This window comes from Enterobacter sp. ECC-249, assembly GCF_043965265.1.
GTDB classification, from domain to species: domain Bacteria; phylum Pseudomonadota; class Gammaproteobacteria; order Enterobacterales; family Enterobacteriaceae; genus Enterobacter; species Enterobacter quasiroggenkampii.
Genome location: NZ_CP143660.1, coordinates 839,836 through 864,908, shown reverse-complemented (window position 1 = coordinate 864,908; position 25,073 = coordinate 839,836). Strand labels below are relative to the sequence as shown.

The following is a 25,073-nucleotide window of genomic DNA, read 5'->3' as shown; positions in this document are numbered from 1 at the left end:
TTATTTCTCGCTATCGACCAGGCCGCGGACAAACGCGCGCTGCATGGCTAAAACAATGACTACGGGTGGGATAAGGGTCAGCAGCATCGCCGCCATCACCTGGTTCCAGAGGGTGGTGCCTTCGCCAGTGGCGATCATGCCTTTGATGCCCGCCACGGCGGTGCCGAGATTGACGTCCTGAATAATCAGCAGCGGCCACAGGTACTGGTTCCAGCCGTAGATAAAGGTGATCACAAACAGCGCCGCAAGGTTGGTTTTCGACAGCGGCAGCACGATGTCGCGGAAGAAGCGCATCGGCGAGGCGCCGTCGATGCGCGCCGCTTCAATCAGCTCGTCCGGCAGGGTCATAAAGAACTGGCGGAACAGGAAGGTGGCGGTCGCCGAGGCCATCAGCGGCAGGGTTAAGCCCGCGTAGCTGTCGAGCAGCTTCAGGTTGGCGATCACCTCCACCGTCGGGAAGATACGCACCTCTACCGGCAGCATCAGGGTGATAAAAATCATCCAGAAAAACAGGTTACGCAGCGGAAAACGAAACCAGACGATGGCGAAGGCCGAGAGCATCGACACCGTAATTTTGCCGACGGTAATGCCGAACGCCATGATGAAGCTGTTGAACATCATCAGCCAGAACGGCGCGCTGTTGGCGCCTACGCCCTGGGTCCAGATGGTCTTCATGTTCTCGAAAAGATGTCCGCCTGGGATCAGCGTCATCGGCGTATCGAACACCGCTTTGGTGTCCAGCGTGGCGGCGACAAAGGCCACGTACAGCGGGAACAGAATGACGATAATCCCTAAAATCAGCATGGTGTGGCTGAAAATCGTCAGCCCGCGACGGTTCTCAATCATTGGTAGCGCACCTTACTTTCAACATAGCGGAACTGCACCACCGTGAGGATGATGACGAGGAACATCAGCACCACCGACTGCGCGGCGGAGGCCGAGAGATCCAGCCCGGCGAAGCCTTCGCGGTAGATCTTATAGATAAGCGTGGTCGTCGCCTGTACCGGACCGCCTGCGGTCGCCGCATCGATCACCGGGAAGGTGTCGAAGAAGGCGTACACGAGGTTAACCACCAGCAGGAAGAAGCTCACCGGGGCGATCAGCGGCAGCGACAGCCTGAAGAAACGACGAATCGGCCCTGCGCCGTCAATCGCGGCGGCTTCCACCAGCGAGCGCGGGATGGACTGCAGCGCGGCAAAGAAGAACAGGAAGTTATAGCTGATCTGCTTCCACACCGAGGCAAACACCACCAGGAACATGGCCTGACCGCTGTTCTGGGCGTGGTTCCAGTCGTAGCCGAACTCTGCCAGGAAATGGGTAATCAATCCGCGACCGGGGTTAAACAGGAAAATCCACAGTACGGCGGCAACGGCGGGCGCCACGGCGTACGGCAGCAGCATCAGGGTCTGATAAATACGACTGCCGCGCACCACGTAATCCACCAGCGCGGCGAAAAACAGCGAGGCAACAAGGCCGCTGACGGTGACCAGCGCGCTGAACTTCATGGTCGTCCAGAAGGAGTCCAGGTAGTAGCTGTCATGGAACAGCGCGGTAAAGTTGTCCAGCCCGACAAACTGGCTGGAGAGCCCAAACGGATCGACGCTTTGTACCGAGTACCACAGCGCTTCGCCCGCAGGCCAGATAAAGAAGATAACGGTGATGACCAACTGGGGTGCGACCAACAGGTACGGCAGCCAGCGGGAGCGAAACACCGGACGGGATGATGACATTGAGATTGGGTTCCTGAACAATGCCGGGTGGCGGCTACGCCTTACCCGGCCTACAAAACATCCCCCTCACCCCGGCCCTCTCCCCAAAGGGGCGAGGGAGAAAAGACGGCTCCGCGCAGTCCCCTCTCCCCTATGGGGAGAGGGTTAGGGTGAGGGGCAGGTTTGATTACGATTTAGTCGACTGCTCAAAGCGGCGCAGCAGCTGATTCCCGCGCTCTACCGCAGAGTCCAGCGCCTGCTGTGGCGTTTTCTTCCCGGTCCACACGCTTTCCAGCTCTTCATCCACAATGGTGCGGATCTGCGGCATATTGCCCAGGCGCAGGCCTTTAGTGAACGGCAACGGCGGCTTGTTCAGCATCTGACGCGTTGCGATGTCCGCGCCCGGGTTCTTGCTGTAGAAGCCCTGCTCGCGGGTCAGGTCATAAGCCGCTTTGGTGATCGGCAGGTAGCCGGTCTTCTGGTGCCATTCGGCGGCGTTTTCAGGCTTCGCCAGGAAATCGAGGAACTCGGCCACGCCTTTATAGGTGCCCTTGTCTTTACCCTGCATCACCCACAGACTCGCCCCGCCGATGATGGCGTTCTGCGGCGCGCCCTTCACGTCAGCGTCGTACGGCATCATGCCCACGCCGTAGTTGAATTTGGCGTAGTGACGGATATCCGCCAGCGAACCGGACGAGGCGGTGGTAATGGCGCAATCACCGTTGTAGAACTTCTCGGTGGATTCGTCTTTACGCCCGAAGTAGCTGAAGTCGCCCTTCTTGTTGAGTTCTTCCAGCAGCGCAATGTGTTTCACCTGCTCCGGCTTGTTGAACTCCAGTACCGCATCGGTGCCGTCGAAGCCGTTGTTTTTGGTCGCCACAGGCAGGCCGTGCCAGGCGCTGAAGTTTTCAATCTGGATCCAGCCCTGCCAGCCGCTGGCGTAGCCGCACTTCATCCCTGCCGCTTTCAGCTTCGCGGTGTACTCCGCCAGGTCCTGCCAGGTTTTTGGCGGCTGCTCCGGGTCTAAACCGGCTTTTTTGAAGGCGTCTTTGTTGTAGTACAGCACCGGCGTGGAGCTGTTAAACGGCTGAGACAGCAGATGTCCGGTTTTGGAGTCGGTGTAGTAACCCGCTACGGTCGGCACAAACTGCGACTCGTCGAAGTTGATGCCCGCTTCTTTGAACACTTCATAGACCGGCTTGATGGCTTTGGAAGCCATCATGGTGGCGGTACCCACTTCATAAACCTGTAACAGCGCAGGTGCGTTACCGGTACGGAAGGCGGCAATGCCCGCGCTCAGGCTCTGCTCGTAGTTACCTTTGTACACCGGCACAATTTTGTAATCCGGATGGGTGTCGTTGAAACGCTGCGCCAGGGAGTCAACTTCTTTACCTAACTCCCCTTCCATGGAATGCCAGAACGGAATGGTCGTCACAGCCATTGCGTTCGTCGCAAAAGCCAGACCCAGTGCCAGACCCAAAGCTGTGTGTCGTAACGATGTCATTGTCATCTCTCTTATTGTGCCGGATGCGCGATATCACGCGTTTTATGCTCGCGAGGTAACATGACATGCTCGAATGACAGAAAAATAACTGTTTGTTTACAGATGAGTGACAGCCAGGCGTCAGGGGGATGATGGTTGTGTGAAGGGGTTGGATGGTTGGATGGGGTCTGGTGCCCTCACCCCGGCCCTCTCCCACGGGGAGAGGGAGAAAACACTAAAAAAGGCAACTTGCGTTGCCTTTTTGCTTTTACCTATCCGCCCAGATACGCGCTCCGCACCGCTTCGTTCGCCAGCAGCGCATCGCCGGTATCTTCCAGCACCACGCGGCCGTTCTCCAGCACGTAGCCACGGTCAGCGAGCTTCAGCGCCTGGTTGGCGTTCTGCTCGACGAGGAAGATGGTCATCCCCTCTTTACGCAGCTGCTCGATGGTGTCGAATATCTGCTGGATGATGATCGGCGCAAGACCAAGCGACGGCTCGTCCAGCAGCAGGAGACGCGGCTGGCTCATCAGCGCGCGGCCAATTGCCAGCATCTGCTGTTCACCGCCGGACATGGTGCCCGCACGCTGAATGCGACGCTCCCACAGGCGCGGGAAGAGTTCGTACACCCACTTGATGCGGGTCTGGTATTCATCGCGGTGGGCGAAGAAACCGCCCATCGCCAGGTTCTCTTCCACCGTCATGCGCGAGAATACGCGACGCCCTTCCGGGACAATCGCCACCGCCTCACGCATGATTCTGGCGGTCTGCCAGTCGGTAATGTCTTTCCCATCGAACACAATCCGCCCGCTGGTAGCGCGCGGGTCGCCGCACAGGGTGCCGAGCAGCGTAGTTTTACCCGCGCCGTTGGCACCAATCAGGGTGACGATTTCACCCTGATTGATATGCAGGCTGACGTCGTGCAACGCCTGGATCTTGCCGTAGTGCGCGTTGACCTTGTCGAACGTTAACATCGCTTTTTCCATCTTATGCCTCACCCAGGTATGCGCGGATCACGTCCGGGTTGTTGCGGATCTCTTCCGGCGTGCCGTTTGCCAGCGGCGTGCCCTGGTTGACCACGTAGATACGGTCCGAAATACCCATCACCAGCTTCATGTCGTGCTCAATCAGCAGGATGGTGGTGTCGTGGTGATCGCGCAGTTCGGCAATCAGCTCGTCCAGCTCTTTGGTCTCTTTTGGGTTGAGGCCTGCCGCCGGTTCGTCGAGCATGAGGATTTCCGGCTGGGTCACCATGCAGCGCACAATCTCCAGACGACGCTGGTCGCCGTAGGCCAGATTGCTCGCCTGACGGTTGGCGTGCTGCAGCAGGCCAATTCGATCGAGCCAGGTGGCGGCGCGATCGAGCGCTTCATCCTGGGCACGGCGGAAGGCCGGGGTTTTCAGCAGACCGGAGAACAGCCCGGTTTTCAGCTGCTGATGCTGCGCGACCAGCAGGTTCTCAATCACCGTCATCTCGCGGAACAGGCGCACGTGCTGGAAGGTACGCACCACGCCCATGCGGGCAATCTGCTGGCCCGGCAGCCCTTCAAGATGCTTGTCGCGCAGCATGATGGTGCCGCCCGTCGGCTTGTAAAAACCGGTCAGGCAGTTAAAGACCGTGGTTTTCCCCGCGCCGTTCGGGCCAATCAGGGAGACAATCTCTTTCTTGTGCAGATCCAGTGACACATTGTTGACCGCCAGCAGGCCGCCAAAACGCATCATCAGACCGTTAACGGATAATAATGGCTGACTCATGCCTGCTCTCCTTTCGCCTGAGTGCGTTTCAGCTTCAGCTGTGGACGAGTCATCGGCAGCAAGCCCTGCGGACGCCAGATCATCATCAGCACCATCAAACCACCCAGCATCAGCATGCTGTATTCGTTAAAGTCGCGCATCAGCTCGCGCGAGACCACCAGCAGGATGGCCGCTAGGATAACGGCGAACTGCGAGCCCATCCCGCCGAGCACCACAATGGCCAGCACAAAGGCGGATTCGGCAAAGGTGAACGACTCCGGGCTAACGAAGCCCTGACGGGCGGCAAACAGCGTACCGGCGAAACCGGCAAACGCGGCGCTGATGGTGAACGCGGTCAGCTTGATGCGGGTCGGGTTCAGGCCCAGGGAGCGGCAGGCAATCTCATCTTCACGCAGCGCTTCCCACGCTCGGCCCAGCGGCATGCGCAGCAGACGGTTAATCACGAACAGTGTGATCACCACCAGCAGCAGCGCCACCAGATAGAGCCAGATTACGCGGTCGGACGGGTCATACTTCACGCCGAAGAAGTTACTGAAGGTATCCCAGCCGCCTTCACGGGCGGTACGGCTGAACTCCAGGCCGAAGAAGGTTGGCTTCGGGATCTGGCTGATGCCGTTCGGGCCGCCGGTCACTTCGGTGTTGTTCAGCAGCAGGATACGGACGATTTCACCAAAGCCTAAGGTCACAATCGCCAGATAGTCACCGCGCAGGCGCAGTACCGGGAAGCCGAGCAGGAAGCCCGCGGCGGCAGAGACCAGCCCCGCCAGCGGCAGGCAGGTCCAGAAGCCGAGGCCGTAATAGTGGTTCAGCAGCGCGAAGGTGTAGGCGCCGATGGCGTAGAAGCCGCCGTAGCCCAGCACCAGCAGGCCAGAGAGCCCCACCACCACGTTCAGACCGAGACCGAGGATCACGTAGATCATGGTCAGGGTAGCGATATCCACGGTTCCACGAGACACCACGAACGGCCACGCCACGGCGGCCACCAGCAGCGCCACGAGGAACAGCTTCTGCTTAACGGTAGACCCGTCGATGGCCGGCAGAACGAACTTCGGCCCGGAGACGTTTTTCAGCGACTTCTGGAACAGCGGACGCAGCAGCTGGAACAGGAACACGACGGCAGTGCCGATAAACACCCACTGCCAGCGGATGTCGGGGGCGGAATCCACCACCAGCTTCGTCCCGTCCAGACCTAACTGGACGCCCATAAAGACGCCTGCCAGCACGAAGAACATGGCCGCAGAGAGCAGCGCCATTGCAAAATGCATCGGTTTCATACTTTCTCTACCTCCGGACGGCCCAGAATACCGGTAGGCATAACCAGCAGAACCAGAATCAGCAGGGCAAACGACACCACATCTTTATATTCCGTGCTCAGATACGCCGAGGAGAGCGCTTCCGCCACGCCCAGAATCAGGCCGCCAATCATCGCGCCCGGAATACTGCCGATACCGCCCAGCACCGCCGCGGTAAAGGCTTTCATCCCGGCCATAAAGCCGATGTACGGATTTATCACGCCGTAGAACTGGCCGAGCAGCACGCCCGCTACTGCCGCCATCGCGGCGCCAATCACGAAGGTCAGGGCAATCACGCGGTCGGTGTTGATGCCGAGCAGGCTCGCCATCTTCAGGTCTTCTGCGCACGCGCGGCAGGCGCGTCCCATCCGCGAGTAGCGGATGAACAGCGTCAGAGCAAGCATCGCAATAAAGGTCACGACCCAGATAACCAGCTGCATGGTGGTGATAGACGCCGCGAAGTTTTCACTGGCCCCCACAATCCACTGGCCGTTAAACAGGCTTGGTAGCGCCACGTCGCGCGAGCCTTCGGTCAGGCTGACGTAGTTTTGCAGGAAGATCGACATCCCGATGGCGGAAATCAGCGCAATCAGACGCTTGGAGCTGCGCACCGGCCGATAGGCCACGCGCTCGATGCTCCAGCCGTAGGCGCTGGCAATCACAATCGCGCCGACAAACCCGGCGGCAACCAGCAGCCAGCTGCTGTCGATGCCCATCATCATCAGGGCGGCGATGATCATAAAGGAGACGTAGCTACCGATCATGTAGACCTCGCCGTGGGCGAAGTTAATCATGCCGATAATGCCGTAAACCATCGTATAGCCGATGGCAATCAGCGCGTAGGTGCTTCCCAGCGTGACGCCGTTAAACATCTGCTGCAGGAAATAGAGAAACTGCTCGGACATATGCAAACCTTTTTATACCCGCCCGTCATGCCGGGCGGTGGGATAATTATTTGGCGGCCGAGGATGACCCGTCGGCGTGCCACTTAAAGACACCAAACTCAAATCCCTTCAGATCGCCTTTCTCATCCCAGTTCAGCGGCCCAATCACGGTGTTCGCCCCGTGTGCTTTTAAATCTTTCACCAGATCCAGCGGTTCTTTGCTGCCGGTACGCTCCAGCGCGGTGGCCAGAGACTGCACGGCGGCGTAGGTGATCCAGACGTACGGACCACTCGGATCTTTCTTCTGCGCCTTGAGCGCATCCACGATAGCCTTGTTGGCCGGATCCTGGTCATAACGTTTTGGCATCGTCACCAGCATGCCTTCGGCAGACTCCCCGGCGATGTTTGACAGGGAGGCATTGCCCACGCCCTCTGGCCCCATAAACTGGGTTTTCAGGCCGGTGGCGCGCGCCTGGCGCAGCATCTGGCCCATCTCCGGGTAGTAGCCGCCGTAGTAAACAAAGTCGATATTCTCTTTTTGCAGGCGGGCGATCAGCGCGGAGAAGTCTTTCTCACCGGCGGTAATACCGTCAAAGAAGACGATGTTTGCGCCGCCTTTTTTCAGGCCGTCCTGAACGGAGCGCGCCAGGCCTTCGCCGTACTGCTGCTTGTCATGAATAATGGCTATACGCTGCGGCTTGACGGTCTCAAGGATGTATTTGGCGGCGGTAGGCCCCTGAGAGGAGTCCAGCCCCGCGGTACGCATAATGTGCTGATAGCCGCGCTGGGTCAGCTCAGGGTTAGTGGCGCCAGGACTGATCATCAGAATGCCTTCGTCTTCGTAGATATCAGACGCGGGCTGGGTGGACGACGAGCACAGGTGGCCGATCACATACTGGATGCCGTCGTTGACGATTTTGTTGGCGACCGCGACGGCCTGTTTCGGATCGCAGGCGTCGTCATATTCCACGCCCACCAGCTTGTCGCCTTTGATGCCGCCCTTAGCGTTGATGTCTTTGATGGCCTGGCGCGCGCCGTTGAACTCCATGTCACCCCACTGGGCAACAGGGCCGGACATCGCTCCCACTACCGCAACTTTGATGTCCTCCGCCATGGCGGCATGCGAGATCGACAGTGCGACCATCCCCGCGATTAACGTCTTCGCGTTCCTTCTCATCTCTGAATCCCCATTCGTGATGTCGTGTTTATATTTTGTTTTATTATGGTTAAAAAGCATTCTGTACTTTTAATGAACAACGCTATTTTTACCAGTGCCTTTAATGGTTTAGCGCAGGTTTTTGTCAAAAACCAGACTAAAATCTCTATTTTTCAGGCGATTAAGCAAAGATAATATTCTGAAATCAAGCGGAGATAAACAAATAAAAGTACAGTTTGCAGCATAAAATAACGGTACAAAGCGCCGAATAAATCACTACCATTCAGGTTAAAATTCTGCTTATTTTTCGATCCATGTGTTTTCAAACTGCCCATTGCGTTGCCAAAAAACTAATCACCTGGTTAATGAGAATAAAAAGAGGAAGCCGCTGAGTGAATAAATTGAGTACACTGCCTCTACTCAATTTGATTTGGACAAGTAGCTAATGAAACTGACTATCGTGCGTCTGGTGACCTTTAGCGACCAGGATCATATCGACCTGGGCAAGATCTGGCCGGAATATTCCCCTTCGTCGCTGCGCGTGGATGAGACCCACCGCATTTATGCCGCGCGTTTTAACGAGCGCCTGCTGGCAGCGGTTCGCGTCACCCTGAGCGGTACAGAAGGGGCGCTGGACTCGCTGCGCGTGCGTGACGTTACCCGTCGTCGCGGCGTGGGCCAGTATTTAATTGAAGAAGTGATTCGCGAAAACCCGAGCGTGACCTCATGGTGGATGGCCGACGTGGGCGTAGAAGACCGCGGCGTGATGGCGGCGTTTATGCAGGCGTTAGGGTTTACGGCGCAGGAAAGCGGGTGGGAGAAACGCTAAAAGAAAGCCGGGTGGCGGCTGCGCCTTACCCGGCCTACGAGGTGCTCATTGTAGGCCCGGTAAGCGAAGCGCCACCGGGCAAAAGAGGGGGCAGTGCGGCCTGATTTGTGCGGTCTGATGCCCTCACCCCGGCCCTCTCCCACGGGGAGAGGGTGCAAACACTAAAATGGCAACCTTACGGTTGCCATTTGCGTTTATTTGGCGTCTGTCGCCGTGCCGTTAGCATGCCAGTCAAACACGCCGAACTCGAAGCCCTTCAGGTCGCCCTTCGCGTCCCAGGAAAGTGGCCCCATAACGGTCTCAACCGTGTTCGCTTTCAGCCAGGTGGCAATTTCAGCCGGATCGGCTGACTGGTTCAGGCCTGCCTGCAGAGACTGCAGCGCCGCATAGGTGGTCCAGACGAACGCGCCGCTTGGATCCTGTTTCTTCGCCTTGATGGCATCTACGATAGGCTTGTTCGCAGGGACCTGATCGTAGTTCTTCGGTTTGGTCACCAGCAGGCCTTCAGCAGATTCACCCGCGATGTTAGACAGAGAAACGTTCGCCACGCCTTCCGGGCCCATAAACTGGGTTTTCAGACCCGCCGCGCGCGCCTGGCGCAGGATCTGGCCCATTTCCGGGTGGTAGCCACCGTAGTATACGAAGTCGATATTCTCTTTCTTCAGACGCGCCACCAGGGTGGAGAAGTCTTTCTCACCGGCGGTGATCCCGTCGAAGAACACCACGTCAGCATTGGCTTTTTTGAGGTTATCCTGGACGGAACGCGCCAGACCTTCACCGTACTGCTGTTTGTCATGAACGATAGCAATGCGCTTCGGCTTCACTTTTTCAACGATATATTTCGCCGCGGTTGGGCCCTGGTCAGAGTCCAGGCCGGTGGTGCGCAGGGTCAGCTTGTAGCCACGCGCGGTCAGCTCCGGTGCGGTCGCAGCCGGGGTGATCATCAGAATACCTTCGTCCTCGTAGATGTCAGACGCAGGCTGAGTAGAGGAAGAGCACAGGTGACCGATAACGTATTTGATCCCGTCGTTCACCACTTTGTTCGCAACCGCGACCGCTTGTTTCGGGTCACAGGCATCATCATATTTTACGATCTGCAGTTTTTCGCCCTTAATACCGCCTTTGGCATTAATGTCTGCAACCGCCTGTTCTGCGCCAGTAAACTCCTGGTCGCCGTACTGTGCTACCGGACCGGACATCGCGCCAACCACAGCCACTTTAATATCTGCCTGCGCCATGGTGCTGAATGCCAACGCGATACATCCTGCCAGTAACGCTTTACCCTTCATGTTCATCCTGAGATTCCCCATTATTATGGTTATTACGATTGTTGTGATGTTGTTGTGCAGCGCTTTATGTCAGTTATAGGTGTGCTGTTCGCGCTTTTTCAGCATACTCTGCTAAAACATACCCGATTTTTATGATTTTGGAATAGCTAATTTGAAATGAATATATGCCAGGCCCGGCAGGGATTTTCGCCGGGCGTGTGGCTTTAACGTGTCAGCGACGCGGAGATAATGTCCAGCGCTTTACGGAACTGGACTTCAGGGATAGTCAGCGGATAGAGGAAACGAATGACGTTGCCGTAGACGCCGCAGCTCAGAAGAAGCAGTCCTTCCTGCAACGCGCGCTCCTGGACCTGGCGGGTAAATTCCGGCGAAGGCTGGCCCGTTTGCGGGTCGTTAAACTCCACCGCCACCATCGAGCCTTGCGCGCGAATATCCGCGATATACGAGCAGTGTTCCTTCGCCTTGTTCAGCACTTCCACCAGGTGATGGCCCAGATGCGCCGAGCGCGTGCAGAGATCTTCCTCATCAATCACGTCGAGCACGGCATGCGCCGCCGCAATCGCCAGTGGGTTACCCGCGTAGGTACCGCCCAGCCCGCCCGGCGCGGGCGCATCCATCACCTCAGCACGGCCCGACACCGCTGAGAGCGGCATTCCGCCCGCCAGGCTTTTCGCCATGGTGATCAGATCGGGCTTCACGCAGTGGTGTTCCATCGAGAACAGCTTGCCGGTACGGGCGAAACCGCTTTGCACCTCGTCGGCAATCAGCAAAATGCCGTGGGTATCGCACAGGGTGCGCAGCGCCTGCATAAAATCAGCAGGAGCAATGTTGAAGCCCCCCTCCCCCTGAACCGGTTCGAGAATAATGGCCGCAACCTGGTCGGGTGCGATATCCGCCTTAAAGATGCGTTCCAGGCTTTTTAACGCTTCCGCCGTGCTGATGCCGTGCAGTTCATTCGGATACTGCGCGTGATAAACCGAACCGGGGAACGGGCCAAAGCCGAGCTTGTACGGCGCAACTTTGCCGGTCAGCGCCATGGTCATAAAGGTGCGGCCATGGAACGCGCCGCCGAAGGTGATCAGGCCAGGACGTTTAGTGTACGCCCGAGCAATTTTGACCGCGTTTTCGACCGCCTCAGCCCCCGTGGAGAAGAACGCCGTTTTAGCCGGACCGTCAACGGGCACGCGCTGGTTGATACGCTCGGCAAGCGCGACATAGCCCTCGTACGGCACGATCTGGTACGCCGTATGGGTAAACGCGTGGAGTTGTTTTTCAATGGCTGAAATGACTTTGGGATGGCGATGGCCGGTATTCAGCACCGCGATCCCGGCGGCGAAGTCGATGTACTCATTGCCTTCCACGTCCCACACCGTGGCGTTTTCAGCTTTATCGGCATAGAAGTTACACATCACGCCGATGCCGCGCGGCGTCGCCTGTAAACGCCGGTCGTTCAGTTCGTTATTTTTCACCCTGTCCCCCTGAGAAAGTCGCCTGCTTAGCGCATCAGTAAGTGTTTGCCAGGGGGAGGGAATTCGCCAGAGCGGGCGCTAAAAAAACAAAACCCCCGAATTTGCATTCGAGGGTTCTCGGTGTACTTCGCGGAAATTACGCTTCGATAGCGGCGCGAAGTTTTTTCATGGCGTTCTTTTCAAGCTGACGGACACGTTCCGCAGAAACGCCGTAGCGGTCGGCCAGCTCCTGCAGCGTGGACTTGTTGTCTTCGTCCAGCCAGCGGGCGCGGATAATATCCTGGCTACGCTCGTCGAGGCCTTCCATCGCATGGGTCAGCTTGTTCGCGGCCTGATCTTCCCAGTTATCCTCTTCGATGCCATCGGCAAAGTTAGAGGTTTTATCCTGCAGATACAGAACCGGCGCCATCGGCTGGCTGTCAGATGCATCGTCGTCGGAGGACATATCAAAGGTCATGTCCTGCGCGGCCATACGGGATTCCATCTCACGCACGTCTTTGCTGGATACGCCCAGCTCGCGCGCCACCATTTCAACTTCATCCTGATTGAACCAGCCCAGACGCTGCTTGGCTTTACGCAGGTTGAAGAACAGTTTGCGTTGCGCTTTTGTCGTGGCGACTTTCACGATACGCCAGTTGCGCAGCACGTATTCATGAATTTCTGCTTTGATCCAGTGTACGGCGAAGGAGACGAGTCGCACACCCACTTCCGGGTTAAAGCGACGCACAGCCTTCATCAGGCCGATGTTACCTTCCTGAATCAAGTCCGCCTGCGGCAGGCCATAGCCCGCATAATTACGAGCAATGTGAACAACAAAGCGCAGGTGAGACAGGATCAGCTTTTTCGCTGCTTCCAGATCGCCCTGGTAATGCAGCTTTTCAGCAAGCTCCTTTTCTTCCTCGGCCGTTAACATCGGCCAGGTGTTCGCAGCCCGGATATAAGATTCCAGGTTACCAACAGGGGCTAAAGCTAAAGTTTGCATTTCTTTGGTCATTCATTCCTCTCAATGTTTCTTCTGGTCCAGGCTGTCCCCGTCAGGCAACAACCATGCCAAAGCGTTTGAGCAACGAGATTAGCATTCACTCTTTTATCAGACAGTGATTTTATCCACAAGTTCCAGGTGCAACGGTGAATAAATTACGCACAAAATGTGACATGGAAATGATAACAGGGGAAGCGACAACAGGGACGCTTTCCCTGCAGAGCGAACATCTCGGTGCAGGGAAAGATTATATCACGCTTTTATTAGTCGGGAGTAAAGTGACGTAAATGTTGAACGGTTGCCAGCCATGCTGCCACCCACCCAATCATCGAACACACCAGCAGCAGTAACAGGCACTCATCGAACCCTAAGCCGCTGATATCAAACTTCGTTCCGAAAACCTGCGCCACTTCAGTCACGGCAGAGGAAAGCCGCATCACCAAAATTTCTGATAATATCAGTGAAAGAAATGCTCCGGAAAAACCGAGCAGTGCGCCACCGTAAAGGAACGGTCGGAGGATGAAGCCATCCGTCGCACCAATCAGTTTCTGCACGTTAATGGTATCGCGACGGGCGAAGATGCTCAGGCGAACGCTGTTGCCGATAACGAGGAAGACCGCCGCCACCATCAGCACGCCAATCATCGCCGCGACGCGGCCTACCAGCCCGGTCAGAGCAGAGAGACGCGCAAACCAGCTGTCATCCATGCGCACTTCATCAATGCCCTTAATCCGCGTGATGCGATCGCGCAGGGTATTAAGCGAATCGGTCCCCTGGAAATCCAGCTTCGGGATCACCACCGCCACGGCAGGCAACGGGTTCTCTTCGAGCATATCCAGCGCGCCGCCAAAACCAGACCAGTTACGGAACTCGCCCAGGGCGTCTTCACGTGAGAGATAGTTGACCTTCTCCACGCCCTGCTCGGCCTGAATTTGCCCAACCACCTGCGCGGCCGCGTTATCGTCGAGCGCTTTATCCAGATAGACCGTGATCTGCGGAGATGGGTAATACTGTGAGGCCGCCTGGTTAACGTTTTTATAGACCATATAACAGACGCTTGGCAGCGTCAGGGAGATGGCGATTACCATCACCGTCAGGAACGTCGCCAGCGGTTTGCTTTTCAGGTCCTGCAGCGCGCCGTGGAACGCGTAGCGCACCTGCTCGTTAAACACGTTGGTTTTGCGGGAAGCCGGTTTTGGCGCGGCCTTCTGGCGCTTCGGCGCATTACGATTGCCGTCACCCCCGCCCTGCGGCTTACGAAAACGGTCAAACCGGTTCCCGAACTGCCGAATCTGGTTTATTGCATCACGCTTATTCACCGTGGCCTCCGTGCAAATGCCCGTCGCTCAGGGTCAGCATGCGGTACGAACGACGGGAAATCAGCCCGATGTCGTGCGTCGCCATCAATACGGTAACCCCCACGCGGTTAAACTCCTCAAACAGACGCAAAATCCCTTCTGACAGGGCATCGTCCAGGTTACCGGTCGGTTCATCCGCCAGCAGCACCGCCGGCTTGTTCACCACCGCGCGGGCGATACCCACGCGCTGCTGTTCACCGCCGGAGAGCTGGATCGGGAAGTTCTTCGCTTTGTCCAGCAGCCCGACCTTATCCAGCGCCGCGGAAACGCGACGGCGGATATCGTCATAGCTGGCGCCGGCAATAATCAGCGGAATGGCCACGTTATCGAAAACGGTGCGATCCATCAGCAGGTGGTGATCCTGGAAAATCATGCCGATCTGACGACGCAAGAACGGCACTTCGCGGTTTTTCAGGCGGCTGATCTCATGCCCGCCGAAAAAGATTTTCCCGGCGCTTGGCCGCTCGATCCCACAGATAAGCTTGAGCAGGGTACTTTTCCCCGCGCCGGAATGGCCGGTCAGGAATGCCATCTCGCCCGGCTGCAGGTGGAATGTGACCCCCTGCAGCGCTTGTCTCCCACCGAGATAGGCCTTGCTGACGTGTTCAAAGCGAATCATTGTTAGTCCTCTCGGGCAAATAATGCCTCAATAAAGTCGTCCGCCTTAAACGGACGTAAATCCTCAATACGCTCGCCCACACCGATGTAACGGATAGGAATGCCGAACTGGTCGGCCACGGAGAAGATCACCCCGCCTTTCGCGGTGCCGTCCAGTTTCGTCAGCGTGATCCCCGTCAGTCCTACCGCTTCATGGAACAGTTTTGCCTGGCTGATGGCGTTCTGTCCGGTGCTGGCATCAATGGTCAGCATAATTTCATGCGGTGCGTCTTCGTCCAGCTTCTTCATGACGCGAACGATTTTCTTCAGCTCTTCCATCAGGTGCGATTTATTCTGCAAACGCCCTGCGGTATCGGCAATCAGCACGTCCACGTTGCGCGCCTTCGCCGCCTGGATGGCGTCGAAGATAACGGACGCGGAATCCGCGCCGGTATGCTGGGCAATCACCGGGATATTGTTGCGCTGGCCCCAGACCTGCAGCTGCTCAACCGCCGCCGCACGGAAGGTGTCGCCCGCCGCCAGCATCACCGATTTGCCCTGCTGCTCGAACTGGCGCGCCAGCTTGCCGATGGTGGTGGTTTTACCCACGCCGTTCACGCCGACCATCAGAATAACAAATGGCGTTTTGCCTTCAATATTAAGCGGTTCGTCAACTTTTGCGAGAATTTCACCCATCTCGTCTTTCAGCAGGCCGTACAGCGCTTCGGCGTCGCGCAGCTGTTTGCGGCTCGCCCCTTCGGTCAGGTTGGCGATGATCTTACGGGTGGTTTCCACGCCGACGTCCGCAATCAGCAGCTGTTCTTCCAGTTCTTCAAAGAGATCGTCGTCGATCTTCTTGCCGCGGAACAGACTGATAAATCCGGAACCTAAGTTTTCTTTGGTTTTGAGCAGGCTGCGCTTCAGGCGCGCGAAGAAACCTTCTTTGGTCGGTTTTTCCTGCTCCTGAACGATCTCGTCTTCGGCCTGCTCTTCTACGGGCACAACGATGACCGCTTCTTCAGCGGCCTCCGCCGCCAGCGCCTGAGCTTCCAGTTCTTCGTCGGTCAGCTCTGGCTCAAGCGCCGCTTCTTCTTCCACCGCTTCAACAATTTCAACGGTTTCCGCTTCGGCCTGCCACTCTTCGGCAGAAACCTCTTCGGCTTTCACCTCTTCCGGCAGCGGCAGCTCTTCGTGCTCGATAACGGCCTGTGGCGTTTCGGTAATATCCTCAACGATAATCGGTTCTGGCTTCTCGCTCTCCTGAACCTGTTCCGTGACCTCAACCACCTCTTGTGCAAAGGTTTCAATCTCTTCTTTGCTGTGCGCCGTCTCTTCCGCTTCGACAACCGCGGCGGTTTCTACAGGCGTTTCAGGCTGAGACTGCTCTTCAACGGCTTGTTGCTCTTCGGTTTTCTGTTCTGTTTCTTGCTCTTTTTCACCGAAGCCCAGCCAGGAAAAGAAGCCACGTTTTTTTTGTTTTGCCATCTGCGACTACACTCCTCGCGGCGCTATATACATGGAAGCTAAAAAAATGATGAAATAGTCTAACACTTTACTTAATTGACATCACCGCCCGCAATCGCAGGCCAATTGTTAACAGAGCTTTCCTGAGATGAAGAAACCCAACCGCGCCCCGGCCGGTCAAATTCGTATTATCGGCGGTCAGTGGCGAGGCCGGAAATTACCGGTACCGGACAGCCCCGGTTTACGCCCTACTACCGACCGCGTGCGCGAAACGCTGTTTAACTGGCTGGCCCCGTCAATGGTAGACGCCCGTTGCCTGGATTGCTTCGCCGGAAGCGGCGCGCTCGGGCTGGAAGCGCTGTCGCGCTATGCTGCCAGCGCCACGCTGCTGGAGATGGAGCGCGGCGTGGCACAGACGCTGCAGCAAAATCTGGCGACGCTGAAGGCGAGCAACGCCAAAGTGGTGAATACCAATACGCTGAGTTTTCTTGCGCAGAAAGGCACACCGCACACCGTGGTGTTTGTCGACCCGCCGTTCCGCAAGGGGCTGCTGGAGGAGACGTTATCCCTGCTGGAGCAAAACGGCTGGCTGGCGGATGACGCATTGATTTACGTGGAAAGCGAAGTGGAAAACGGTTTACCGCCGGTTCCCGCCCACTGGGATCTGCACCGTGAAAAAGTCGCGGGTCAGGTTGCTTATCGTCTGTATCACCGTCAGGCACAAGGAGGATCCGATGCCAGTACTGATTAACCTGGGACGTTTACTGATGCTGGGCGTCTGGGCGTTCTTGATTCTGAATCTGGTGCACCCGTTCCCGCGCCCGATGAACATTTTCGTTAACGTGGCGCTGATTTTCACCTCGTTCATGCACGCCCTGCAGATGGTGATGCTGAAAAACGGCCTGCCGAAAGACGGCCCGCAGATGACGGGCTGGCAGCAGCTGCGCGTGTTTATTTTCGGTGTGTTTGAGCTGCTGGTGTGGATGAAGAAGTTTAAGGCGCAGGTGAAGAAGTAAGGTGCGGGCTGATGCCCTCACCCTAACCCTCTCCCACAGGGAGAGGGAACCGATCGAGCGTTATTCAGCTCTAAAATCTTCAAACCGCGACCCTTTGTAGCTCAGCGTCCCTTTCTCCCCCACCGTCAGCTGATGGTACTGCTGCGCCTCCAGGCGGAAGGTCATCTCCAGGCCGCCCGTTTCCGGCTTAAAGCTCGCTTCATAGCGCATTGTTGTGCCCGCAGGCGTCACCTGCTGCTGGCGCGAGCGGCGGTCATTGAGCGGTTTTTCGCGTTTGTTCGTCACCACCACGCGCTTTTGCATCAGCGGTGCGGCATCGTTATCCGCCTTCTCGCGGCGCTGCTGCACGAAGCGGAACGAGGCGGCAATAACGATAATCGCCACCACGATAATGAAAAAAAGCGGCATCTTGCTCATTGAAAAATCCCATCAGATTATGCGGAATTCAGGATACCCTGCCTTCCCCGCCATTGCCAAACGCCCGCCCGCATCACTACACTGGATCAGAAACTGATTATTCAGGCTTAACAGATACAGGGAGTTAATATGCTTTGGTCATTTATCGCTGTCTGTTTTTCCGCATGGCTTTATGTCGATGCGTCGTACCGTGGTCCCACCTGGCAGCGCTGGCTGTTTAAACCGGTCACGCTGTTGCTCCTGCTGCTGCTGGCCTGGCAAGCGCCGATGTTCAACGTCGTCAGCTATCTGGTGCTAGCGGGGCTGTGTGCATCCCTGATTGGCGATGCCTTAACCCTGCTGCCGCGCCAGCGCCTGCTGTATGCCGTTGGGGCGTTCTTCCTCTCCCATCTGCTGTATACCATCTACTTTGCCAGCCAGATGACACTCTCTTTCTTCTGGCCGCTGCCGCTGGTCCTGCTGGTGATTGGCGCCCTGCTGATCGCGGTGATCTGGTCGCGTCTGGAAGAGATGCGTTTACCGGTCTGCACGTTTATCGCCATGACGCTGGTGATGGTGTGGCTGGCAGGCGAGCTGTGGTTCTTCCGTCCGACCGCTCCGGCAATGTCCGCCTTCTTCGGCGCCGCGCTGCTGCTGATCGGGAATGTCGTCTGGCTGGGCAGCCACTATCGCCGCCGCTTCCGGGCGGATAACGCGATTGCCGCCGCCTGCTACTTTGCCGGGCATTTCCTGATTGTGCGTTCGCTGTATATCTAAATAGCGCTTGACTCTGGAGTCGACTCCAGAGTGTATGCTGCGGTTAATGAGAAAATTATCATTACCGGAGACTGCCATGTCGACTCCAGAAATACCTAAAAAAGTTCCTCAATTTTCGGCACTTAAGCTCAGCCCGGCTCCGTCGAAAGACGAGTGCTGCTGCGAAGGCGCGTGCGAAACGCCAACTCAACCCCTTCCGGAAAGCGGAAATCGCTACAGCTGGGTCGTTAACGGCATGGACTGCGCCGCCTGCGCGCGCAAAGTGGAAAACGCCGTCAAACAAGTGCCGGGCGTAAGTCACGTTCAGGTGCTGTTCGCCACCGAAAAGCTGCTGGTTAGCGCCGATAACGACGTCAGCAAACAGGTTGAATCCGCGGTCAGCAAGGCGGGCTATACCCTGCGCAGCGAAACGGCGCCCGCTGAAAAAGCCTCTTCCCTGAAGGAAAACCTGCCGCTCATTACGCTCATCATCATGATGGCCCTGAGCTGGGGGCTGGAACAGATTAACCACCCGTTCGGCAACCTGGCGTTTATCGCCACCACGCTGGTCGGGCTGTTCCCGATTGCCCGTCAGGCGCTGCGCCTGATGAAAAGCGGCAGCTGGTTCGCCATTGAAACGCTGATGAGCGTGGCGGCGATTGGGGCGCTGTTTATTGGCGCAACGGCAGAAGCGGCGATGGTGCTGCTGCTGTTCTTAATCGGTGAACGTCTTGAGGGCTGGGCGGCCAGCCGGGCGCGTAAAGGGGTCAGCGCGCTGATGGCGCTGAAGCCGGAAACCGCCACTCGCGTGGTAAACGGCACGCGTGAAACGGTCGCCATCACGACCCTTCGTCCGGGCGACATGATTGAAGTCGCGGCAGGTGGTCGTTTACCCGCCGATGGTGCGCTTGTTACCGCCACCGCCAGCTTCGACGAGAGCGCCCTGACCGGGGAATCCATTCCGGTAGAGCGCGCGGCAGGTGAAAAAGTGCCTGCAGGCGCCACCAGCGTCGACCGTCTGGTACAGCTCACCGTGCTTTCCGAGCCGGGCGACAGCGCCATCGACCGTATCCTGAAGCTGATTGAAGAGGCCGAAGAGCGCCGCGCGCCGGTCGAACGCTTTATCGACCGCTTCAGCCGGGTTTACACGCCCGCCATTATGCTAGTTGCCCTGCTGGTCACCGTCGTCCCACCGCTGCTTTTTGGCGCGCCGTGGGAGGGCTGGATTTATAAAGGGCTGACGCTGCTGCTGATCGGCTGTCCGTGCGCGCTGGTGATTTCCACCCCGGCGGCGATTACCTCCGGGCTGGCAGCGGCGGCACGTCGCGGGGCGCTGATTAAGGGCGGCGCGGCGCTGGAGCAGCTGAGCCAGGTCCAGCATATCGCCTTCGATAAAACCGGAACGTTAACCGTCGGCAAGCCTCAGGTGACCGGCGTATATCCGCAGGACATCAGTGAAGATGAACTGCTGACCCTGGCCGCTGCCGTTGAGCAGGGCTCCACGCACCCGCTGGCGCAGGCGATTGTACGTGAAGCGCAGTCGCGCGGGCTGAACCTCCCTCCGGCAAGCGCACAGCGGGCGCTGGTAGGGTCAGGGATTGAGGCCGTCGTTGACGGTAAAAAGGTACTGATTGTCGCGGCGGGCAAGTCTTCTACTCCAGAGGTTGAGGCGTTAGAACAGACCGGACAAACCATCGTGACCGTTATGCAGGACGGCGTCGCGAAAGGGATGCTGGCGCTGCGCGACACTCTGCGCGATGACGCTAAAGAGGCCGTGACGGCGCTGCATCAGCTTGGCGTGCAGGGCGTTATTCTCACCGGTGATAACCCTCGCGCGGCGGCAGCGATTGCCGGCGAGCTGGGGCTGGAGTTTAAAGCTGGATTATTGCCTGCGGATAAGGTCAGCGCGGTAACGGAGCTGAACGCTAAGGCCCCTCTGGCGATGGTCGGTGACGGGATTAACGATGCTCCGGCGATGAAAGCCTCCACCATAGGTATTGCAATGGGCAGCGGTACCGACGTGGCGCTGGAAACGGCTGACGCGGCGCTGACCCACAACCGCCTGACCGGGCTGGCGCAGATGATTAGCCTGGCGCGGGCGACGCGGGCCAATATCCGTCAGAACATCGGCATCGCGCTGGGGCTGAAGGGGATTTTCCTGGTGACCACGCTGCTGGGCATGACCGGGCTGTGGCTGGCGGTGCTGGCGGATACCGGCGCGACGGTGCTGGTGACGGCGAACGCGCTTCGGCTGCTGCGTCGCCGGTAAAAAACGCCCGGTGGCGCTGACGCTTACCGGGCCTACATATCCTGCTAAAACGTAGGCCGGGTAAGGCGAAGCCGCCACCCGGCTTTTTTTATAAGAAGTAGCTCATCGCCAGGCCTAAAAACAGCACCAGACCGACGTAGTTATTATTCATAAACGCCTTGAAGCAGGCGTCGCGTTCGCGCTTCGCAATCAGCTTTTGCTGGTACGCAAACAGCAGCCCCGCCACCAGCACCGACCAGTAAAACTCCCAGTTCAGCCCGTTCAGGCGACCGATCGCCACCATCAGAGCCAGCACCGCGACCTGCAGGATACCGATAATCAGCTTGTCCTGACGGCCAAAGAGGATGGCGGTTGATTTGATGCCAATTTTCAGGTCATCGTCGCGGTCTACCATCGCGTATTGCGTGTCGTAAGCCACGGCCCAGAGAATGTTCGCCAGGAACATCAGCCAGCAGCTGAGCGGTAAGGACTCACTAACCGCCGCAAACGCCATCGGAATCGACCAGCCAAACGCCGCGCCAAGCACCACCTGAGGCAGGTGGGTGTAGCGCTTCATAAACGGATACACCCAGGCCAGGGCCAGCGCCGCAACGGAAAGCAAAATGGTCATGGTGTTGAGGGTTAACACCAGCAGGAAAGAGAGCAGCACCAGAACGATGAACAGCACGCGGGCTTCTTTCCCGGTGACCTGCCCGCTGGGTAACGGACGACCGGCAGTACGCTTTACATGGCCGTCGAATTTACGATCGGCATAATCATTGACCACGCATCCCGCCGCGCGCATTAGCCAGACGCCAGCAATGAACACGCCAAGGATCCACAGCGGCGGCACGCCCGGCGTGGCGAGCCATAGCGCCCACAGGGTCGGCCACAGCAGCAGCAACGCGCCAATCGGTTTATCGGTACGCATTAAGCGGTGATACGCCAACAGCTTATTCTGCGTCAGGCTCCACTCCATTTTTTCTTCCTCTTAGTACAACGGTGATGCCGGTAAAAAAAGCTCCGTCAGAATTAACGGCTTACCGCTCAGGCGAAGGCGGGAACGACGCCCCCACAGTTCGGCATCACGACCAATCTCAATAAAATCCCGGGTAAGCTCAGACGAGGTAAAAAGGTAACGCCCCAGCGGCGTTTTACCCAGACGTTGCAGCGCCAGCTCTGGCCCGGAAAGGGTGGACTCGGGCACCACCGTCCGCCCGGCAAGCCAAGGCTCACCATCGGCACAGAGTAAAATTTCGCGCAGCCAGTAGCGTGGCTCTTGCGGCAGCAGCGGCAGCTCGCTGGCGATCTCATCGCCAGAGACAAACCCTTCCTGAATCAGGGTCACCGTAACCGTTTTTCCCTGCTGCTCAAAACGTTTCGTCATGGAATCTTCCAGCAGCAACCAGTCCAGTTGCTGCGGATCAAGCGCAGGTATTTGGTCGAAATAGCGCAGCGCACGCAGTTGCGTTAGCGCAGGGTGTGACATGCCAGACTCTCCGATACATAACGTAATGGCATTGTATCGCAGAAACGCGGATTGAGGGGGGCCAAACGTTATTTAACGATCACTGTTGCAACAAGAGCGCAACAGCGCGGGAGATATGTTCGTGGCAGCAATAGCAGAAATTGATTTTAGTTAAGTATCACATGGCTAAACTGTGAGCTAATGCAGCTCTTGAGAAGGAATATCAGGCAATTAATACATGGATGACAATAAAAATAATCCCCCTAATAAGTCTTATCATCGTCCTATCTGGGATGACGATGGCACGTTTCATTATAAGCTTGTTCCTCAGCCAAAAGGCAAAAACCATCTTTCTGTTTGTCTCGTGCCGCCTTCAAAAGTGATCCCGGTGATTTTTATTCCTGGGGTGATGGGGTCAAACTTAAAGAGCGGGGATAAAAAAGTCTGGCAGTTCAGCTTTTCTTCGCTTAAAAAATGGCCACTTGCTGGCCCCCAAAAAAGAAAACAACTGCTTGATCCAAAGACCACTATCGTCGATGACTCCGGAGAAATTTTAAACGACGGTGCGGATGGCAAAAAATTCCCGTCCCGTCGCGCCCGCGGATGGGGAAGTGCGTTTTATATGAGCTACGGTGAGTCGCTTGACCGGCTGCAATATCTGCTCAGCGACGACGATATCCTGATGGATAATTACTTTCGGGAAATACAGTTGCAAACGGCACGGCAGCGTTTTATCGGCGTCAGAATCGGTGACGAGCCTCAGGAGCAGATGCTAAGCGAAGAAGAAGTGGCTCACGGGCACAAGTTCTTATTCCCTCTGCACGTTTTTGGTTACAACTGGCTGCAATCGAATGCGGACTCTGCGGCGTTGCTGGGCGAATATATCCGTAAGGTGCTGAGTACGTACCACGGACGCCTGGCAGTCAACAAGGTCATCCTGATCACCCATTCGATGGGCGGACTGGTCGCCCGCCATTACTCGGAAAATATGGGCGGGCAGGCCTCAATCCTGGGCATCGTACACGGCGTCATGCCGGATCTCGGATCACCGGCAGCTTATCGCCGCATGAAGATCGGTGAGCGTGGCGTCACTGGAATGATTATCGGGGACAGTGCAGAAAAGCTGATGCCGGTTCTGGCACAGTCTCCCGGTCCGTTACAACTGCTGCCGGGCATGGCTTATGGTCCGGGATGGCTGAAAATCAACAGTAAGGAGACTCAACTTTCCCTCCCGGTGGCCAATCCATATGAGGAAATTTATCTAAACAAAACAGCGTGGTGGCGGCTATGTGAGCAGGATTTGCTGCTGGATGATACCAGGGCCGAATGGAATAAATATGAGAAAACAATAAGTAATGTCGTTAAAAAATTTATTGAGAAGTTAAACGGCAAATACCACCCCCAGACCAGGCTGTTTTACGGAGCCAGCAAAAGCAACCCGTCAGATGGATTCCTGACATGGGAAGAGCGGATCCCCCAGAGCGTTAAGGAAGCGCAGAGGTGCAGGGAAAATGCAGCTAACCCTATTGAACTGTCCCCGTTAAGAACTCATCAACTAATTTCATCGGCAAGCCCCGGTGATGGAACCGTGCCGATCACCTCCGTCCGCACCTCCTCTTCACGTATTCAGGGTGTCCTGGCAACAGATGTGGATCATGAAGGAGCTTATGCTGTCGATCCTGTCGATCGCTCCCGCTCGGTATACAGCGATCTCTCCGACGCCCTGGTGTTCACGGTTCGCTCGGTGGTAAAGATTGTGCAGCAGGTTCCCGCCCCATGAAAAAAGACACATTCCCCCTGATTGTCACCCTTACGCTTCTGCTGCTGGCGGCAGGATATTACATCCATAACTATGTGACATTCGTGCATGCGCCCCCGGCGTTAACGGACAAGGAAAAACGTATGGTTAATACTCTTTTTGCCACCACCAAATCCCAGTGCGTGGGGCGCTATGTGTTCGAGATTCCGGCCTCATTCGAAAACACCCTGACTGACCGGGTGCAGATTAATGAGATCCGCATCAGCAGCAAGCGGCTCTACCGTCCGGCTTTTGAGCAGCGTATCCGGCTCCGGGAACAGAAACTGAAAAACAGCGCTACCGTTGACCCTGTAGATCAGCCTTTTCTCAAGCAGGTATACAGGCTGAGTGATAATGCGGTGATTTTTGACCGCAATGAAAATGAGAGTGTGGCGGGGTTTGGGCGTGTTCTGGAAGGTCATCTCTACGTTGACGGAGTGGCGTTTATCCTCACGCAGGAGATTACCGATTATTCTGATCCGCGCTTCGCAAAAGAGCGAGCGTTTTATCTGCGCAAGGAGGCAGGAAGACCTGACTGGATGGCGAATGATAAACCCCAGAAGCTGGCAGAATTACAGGACTTCATGTCCCGGCTCAGCGGACGGCATAACGAGGATATTCCTTCCGTGCCCGGCACCTGCATTCCGCAAGGGTTTATCCGCGACGGAAACGGCAAGTCTAAGGAAGATATTACCTTTGTTTACCCGTATAGTTCGGTGTTTTCTTTTTCGGTCTGGAGCAATAACGCCCTTAAGGAAAGCACAACCATGCTGGAGCGCAGCGGTGAAATTCAATCGTATATCAATAGTATAGACGGAAGTACGCTGCGAAAAGGAGAAGCACGAATTGCCGGTTTTAATGCCAGTGAATGGCTAATCACCGCCCCGCCAGAAAAATCATCCGATAATCCGTCAAAACAACTCATGTTTACCGCCGTAGTCAATGAAACCAACGCTGATTTTACCCACCCCAGCCTTGATCTGACATTAAGCAATGAGATCTTGCCTGAAGGAAGTGATGTCTCATCCCCATCGGCCTACAGCGACGCTGAACTGGTGGAAATCTGGGATCGCATCATTCGTTCTTTTCGCGTCAGGGATAATGCCTTCTGAAACGGGTATCAC

At 56.8% G+C, this 25,073-nt stretch carries 24 protein-coding genes; 7 read left to right on the top strand and 17 right to left on the bottom strand.

Annotated features, from left to right (window positions below; genetic code table 11):
* The 8 genes from ugpE to livK form a co-directional block, all read right to left on the bottom strand.
* Nucleotides 1-846, bottom strand: coding sequence for a sn-glycerol-3-phosphate ABC transporter permease UgpE (ugpE, locus tag V1587_RS04170; RefSeq protein ID WP_371899563.1), 846 nt, complete (start codon nt 844-846; stop codon nt 1-3).
* Nucleotides 843-1,730 (bottom strand): sn-glycerol-3-phosphate ABC transporter permease UgpA, encoded by an 888-nt coding sequence (gene ugpA / locus V1587_RS04165; protein WP_033144396.1) that lies wholly within the window; start codon nt 1,728-1,730, stop codon nt 843-845. The genes ugpE and ugpA overlap by 4 nt, the downstream gene beginning before the upstream one ends.
* A gap of 166 nt (nt 1,731-1,896) precedes the next feature.
* The gene (gene ugpB, locus V1587_RS04160; RefSeq protein ID WP_021242738.1) at nt 1,897-3,213 is read right to left on the bottom strand and encodes a sn-glycerol-3-phosphate ABC transporter substrate-binding protein UgpB; all 1,317 of its coding nucleotides are present in this window, start codon (nt 3,211-3,213) and stop codon (nt 1,897-1,899) included.
* Between the two features lie 251 nt (nt 3,214-3,464).
* Nucleotides 3,465-4,178 (bottom strand): high-affinity branched-chain amino acid ABC transporter ATP-binding protein LivF, encoded by a 714-nt coding sequence (gene livF, locus V1587_RS04155; RefSeq protein ID WP_008500102.1) that lies wholly within the window; start codon nt 4,176-4,178, stop codon nt 3,465-3,467.
* A gap of 1 nt (nt 4,179) precedes the next feature.
* Nucleotides 4,180-4,947 (bottom strand): high-affinity branched-chain amino acid ABC transporter ATP-binding protein LivG, encoded by a 768-nt coding sequence (livG, locus tag V1587_RS04150; protein ID WP_024906698.1) that lies wholly within the window; start codon nt 4,945-4,947, stop codon nt 4,180-4,182.
* On the bottom strand, nt 4,944-6,221 hold the full coding sequence (locus V1587_RS04145) for a high-affinity branched-chain amino acid ABC transporter permease LivM (protein ID WP_371899564.1): 1,278 nt from the start codon (nt 6,219-6,221) through the stop codon (nt 4,944-4,946). Before V1587_RS04145 ends, livG begins: the two co-directional genes overlap by 4 nt.
* On the bottom strand, nt 6,218-7,144 hold the full coding sequence (gene livH, locus V1587_RS04140) for a high-affinity branched-chain amino acid ABC transporter permease LivH (protein ID WP_008500099.1): 927 nt from the start codon (nt 7,142-7,144) through the stop codon (nt 6,218-6,220). The genes V1587_RS04145 and livH overlap by 4 nt, the downstream gene beginning before the upstream one ends.
* A 46-nt stretch (nt 7,145-7,190) precedes the next feature.
* Nucleotides 7,191-8,300 carry a high-affinity branched-chain amino acid ABC transporter substrate-binding protein LivK gene (gene livK / locus V1587_RS04135; protein ID WP_371899565.1) on the bottom strand — a complete coding sequence of 370 codons (1,110 nt, stop codon included), beginning with the start codon at nt 8,298-8,300 and terminating at the stop codon, nt 7,191-7,193.
* Between the two features lie 424 nt (nt 8,301-8,724).
* Between livK and panM the strand changes: the two genes are divergently transcribed.
* Nucleotides 8,725-9,108 carry an aspartate 1-decarboxylase autocleavage activator PanM gene (panM, locus tag V1587_RS04130; protein WP_023334145.1) on the top strand — a complete coding sequence of 128 codons (384 nt, stop codon included), beginning with the start codon at nt 8,725-8,727 and terminating at the stop codon, nt 9,106-9,108.
* 194 nt (nt 9,109-9,302) lie between these two features.
* Here the strand turns inward: panM and livJ are convergent, their stop codons facing one another.
* The 6 genes from livJ to ftsY form a co-directional block, all read right to left on the bottom strand.
* Nucleotides 9,303-10,403 carry a branched chain amino acid ABC transporter substrate-binding protein LivJ gene (gene livJ / locus V1587_RS04125; RefSeq protein ID WP_072163886.1) on the bottom strand — a complete coding sequence of 367 codons (1,101 nt, stop codon included), beginning with the start codon at nt 10,401-10,403 and terminating at the stop codon, nt 9,303-9,305.
* A gap of 197 nt (nt 10,404-10,600) precedes the next feature.
* Complete coding sequence (locus tag V1587_RS04120) at nt 10,601-11,866, bottom strand: 4-aminobutyrate--2-oxoglutarate transaminase (RefSeq protein ID WP_371899566.1); 1,266 nt, start codon at nt 11,864-11,866, stop codon at nt 10,601-10,603.
* A gap of 136 nt (nt 11,867-12,002) precedes the next feature.
* A complete protein-coding gene (rpoH, locus tag V1587_RS04115) occupies nt 12,003-12,860 on the bottom strand; it encodes an RNA polymerase sigma factor RpoH (protein ID WP_033144392.1) in 858 nt (285 codons plus the stop codon).
* Between the two features lie 251 nt (nt 12,861-13,111).
* The gene (ftsX, locus tag V1587_RS04110) at nt 13,112-14,167 is read right to left on the bottom strand and encodes a permease-like cell division protein FtsX (protein ID WP_045909157.1); all 1,056 of its coding nucleotides are present in this window, start codon (nt 14,165-14,167) and stop codon (nt 13,112-13,114) included.
* Nucleotides 14,160-14,825 (bottom strand): cell division ATP-binding protein FtsE, encoded by a 666-nt coding sequence (gene ftsE / locus V1587_RS04105; protein ID WP_025758973.1) that lies wholly within the window; start codon nt 14,823-14,825, stop codon nt 14,160-14,162. Before ftsE ends, ftsX begins: the two co-directional genes overlap by 8 nt.
* A 2-nt stretch (nt 14,826-14,827) precedes the next feature.
* A complete protein-coding gene (ftsY, locus tag V1587_RS04100) occupies nt 14,828-16,288 on the bottom strand; it encodes a signal recognition particle-docking protein FtsY (protein ID WP_371899567.1) in 1,461 nt (486 codons plus the stop codon).
* A gap of 127 nt (nt 16,289-16,415) precedes the next feature.
* Here ftsY and rsmD point away from each other — a divergent pair, with 127 nt between their 5' ends.
* Nucleotides 16,416-17,018, top strand: coding sequence for a 16S rRNA (guanine(966)-N(2))-methyltransferase (gene rsmD, locus V1587_RS04095; RefSeq protein ID WP_371899568.1), 603 nt, complete (start codon nt 16,416-16,418; stop codon nt 17,016-17,018).
* Entirely contained in the window at nt 17,002-17,283 is a 282-nt protein-coding gene (locus tag V1587_RS04090) for a DUF1145 family protein (RefSeq protein ID WP_010436509.1), read from the top strand. Before rsmD ends, V1587_RS04090 begins: the two co-directional genes overlap by 17 nt.
* A gap of 60 nt (nt 17,284-17,343) precedes the next feature.
* Here the strand turns inward: V1587_RS04090 and V1587_RS04085 are convergent, their stop codons facing one another.
* Nucleotides 17,344-17,700, bottom strand: a complete 357-nt coding sequence (locus V1587_RS04085; protein WP_111965828.1) for a DUF2500 domain-containing protein — start codon at nt 17,698-17,700, stop codon at nt 17,344-17,346.
* Nucleotides 17,701-17,829: 129 nt separating this feature from the next.
* On the opposite strand from V1587_RS04085, the gene V1587_RS04080 reads away from it, so the two are divergent.
* Nucleotides 17,830-18,456 carry a lysoplasmalogenase gene (locus V1587_RS04080; protein WP_371899570.1) on the top strand — a complete coding sequence of 209 codons (627 nt, stop codon included), beginning with the start codon at nt 17,830-17,832 and terminating at the stop codon, nt 18,454-18,456.
* A gap of 76 nt (nt 18,457-18,532) precedes the next feature.
* A complete protein-coding gene (zntA, locus tag V1587_RS04075) occupies nt 18,533-20,704 on the top strand; it encodes a Zn(II)/Cd(II)/Pb(II) translocating P-type ATPase ZntA (protein ID WP_371899571.1) in 2,172 nt (723 codons plus the stop codon).
* 88 nt (nt 20,705-20,792) lie between these two features.
* Here zntA and ubiA read toward each other — a convergent pair whose 3' ends face one another.
* Both ubiA and ubiC read right to left on the bottom strand, forming a co-directional pair.
* Nucleotides 20,793-21,662 (bottom strand): 4-hydroxybenzoate octaprenyltransferase, encoded by an 870-nt coding sequence (ubiA, locus tag V1587_RS04070; protein ID WP_371899572.1) that lies wholly within the window; start codon nt 21,660-21,662, stop codon nt 20,793-20,795.
* A gap of 12 nt (nt 21,663-21,674) precedes the next feature.
* Nucleotides 21,675-22,172: a chorismate lyase gene (ubiC, locus tag V1587_RS04065; RefSeq protein WP_023334136.1), complete on the bottom strand. Its 498-nt coding sequence runs from the start codon at nt 22,170-22,172 to the stop codon at nt 21,675-21,677.
* Nucleotides 22,173-22,389: 217 nt separating this feature from the next.
* On the opposite strand from ubiC, the gene V1587_RS04060 reads away from it, so the two are divergent.
* Nucleotides 22,390-23,931, top strand: coding sequence for a hypothetical protein (locus V1587_RS04060; protein WP_371899573.1), 1,542 nt, complete (start codon nt 22,390-22,392; stop codon nt 23,929-23,931).
* On the top strand, nt 23,928-25,061 hold the full coding sequence (locus V1587_RS04055) for a T6SS immunity protein Tli4 family protein (protein ID WP_395314513.1): 1,134 nt from the start codon (nt 23,928-23,930) through the stop codon (nt 25,059-25,061). Before V1587_RS04060 ends, V1587_RS04055 begins: the two co-directional genes overlap by 4 nt.
* Nucleotides 25,062-25,073: the final 12 nt, after the last annotated feature.

Excerpts from the sequence above, each read along its gene's own strand:
- ugpA (WP_033144396.1), bottom strand. The coding sequence starts at position 1,730 with ATGTCATCATCCCGTCCGGTGTTTCGCTCCCGCTGGCTGCCGTACCTG.
- V1587_RS04060 (WP_371899573.1), top strand. The coding sequence starts at position 22,390 with ATGGATGACAATAAAAATAATCCCCCTAATAAGTCTTATCATCGTCCT.
- zntA (WP_371899571.1), top strand. The coding sequence starts at position 18,533 with ATGTCGACTCCAGAAATACCTAAAAAAGTTCCTCAATTTTCGGCACTT.
- V1587_RS04085 (WP_111965828.1), bottom strand. The coding sequence starts at position 17,700 with ATGAGCAAGATGCCGCTTTTTTTCATTATCGTGGTGGCGATTATCGTT.
- V1587_RS04055 (WP_395314513.1), top strand. The coding sequence starts at position 23,928 with ATGAAAAAAGACACATTCCCCCTGATTGTCACCCTTACGCTTCTGCTG.
- panM (WP_023334145.1), top strand. The coding sequence starts at position 8,725 with ATGAAACTGACTATCGTGCGTCTGGTGACCTTTAGCGACCAGGATCAT.
- V1587_RS04080 (WP_371899570.1), top strand. The coding sequence starts at position 17,830 with ATGCTTTGGTCATTTATCGCTGTCTGTTTTTCCGCATGGCTTTATGTC.
- ugpB (WP_021242738.1), bottom strand. The coding sequence starts at position 3,213 with ATGACATCGTTACGACACACAGCTTTGGGTCTGGCACTGGGTCTGGCT.
- ubiC (WP_023334136.1), bottom strand. The coding sequence starts at position 22,172 with ATGTCACACCCTGCGCTAACGCAACTGCGTGCGCTGCGCTATTTCGAC.
- livF (WP_008500102.1), bottom strand. The coding sequence starts at position 4,178 with ATGGAAAAAGCGATGTTAACGTTCGACAAGGTCAACGCGCACTACGGC.
- livH (WP_008500099.1), bottom strand. The coding sequence starts at position 7,144 with ATGTCCGAGCAGTTTCTCTATTTCCTGCAGCAGATGTTTAACGGCGTC.
- ftsY (WP_371899567.1), bottom strand. The coding sequence starts at position 16,288 with ATGGCAAAACAAAAAAAACGTGGCTTCTTTTCCTGGCTGGGCTTCGGT.
- V1587_RS04145 (WP_371899564.1), bottom strand. The coding sequence starts at position 6,221 with ATGAAACCGATGCATTTTGCAATGGCGCTGCTCTCTGCGGCCATGTTC.
- livK (WP_371899565.1), bottom strand. The coding sequence starts at position 8,300 with ATGAGAAGGAACGCGAAGACGTTAATCGCGGGGATGGTCGCACTGTCG.
- rsmD (WP_371899568.1), top strand. The coding sequence starts at position 16,416 with ATGAAGAAACCCAACCGCGCCCCGGCCGGTCAAATTCGTATTATCGGC.
- livJ (WP_072163886.1), bottom strand. The coding sequence starts at position 10,403 with ATGAACATGAAGGGTAAAGCGTTACTGGCAGGATGTATCGCGTTGGCA.
- ugpE (WP_371899563.1), bottom strand. The coding sequence starts at position 846 with ATGATTGAGAACCGTCGCGGGCTGACGATTTTCAGCCACACCATGCTG.
- ftsE (WP_025758973.1), bottom strand. The coding sequence starts at position 14,825 with ATGATTCGCTTTGAACACGTCAGCAAGGCCTATCTCGGTGGGAGACAA.
- livG (WP_024906698.1), bottom strand. The coding sequence starts at position 4,947 with ATGAGTCAGCCATTATTATCCGTTAACGGTCTGATGATGCGTTTTGGC.
- ubiA (WP_371899572.1), bottom strand. The coding sequence starts at position 21,662 with ATGGAGTGGAGCCTGACGCAGAATAAGCTGTTGGCGTATCACCGCTTA.
- V1587_RS04090 (WP_010436509.1), top strand. The coding sequence starts at position 17,002 with ATGCCAGTACTGATTAACCTGGGACGTTTACTGATGCTGGGCGTCTGG.
- rpoH (WP_033144392.1), bottom strand. The coding sequence starts at position 12,860 with ATGACCAAAGAAATGCAAACTTTAGCTTTAGCCCCTGTTGGTAACCTG.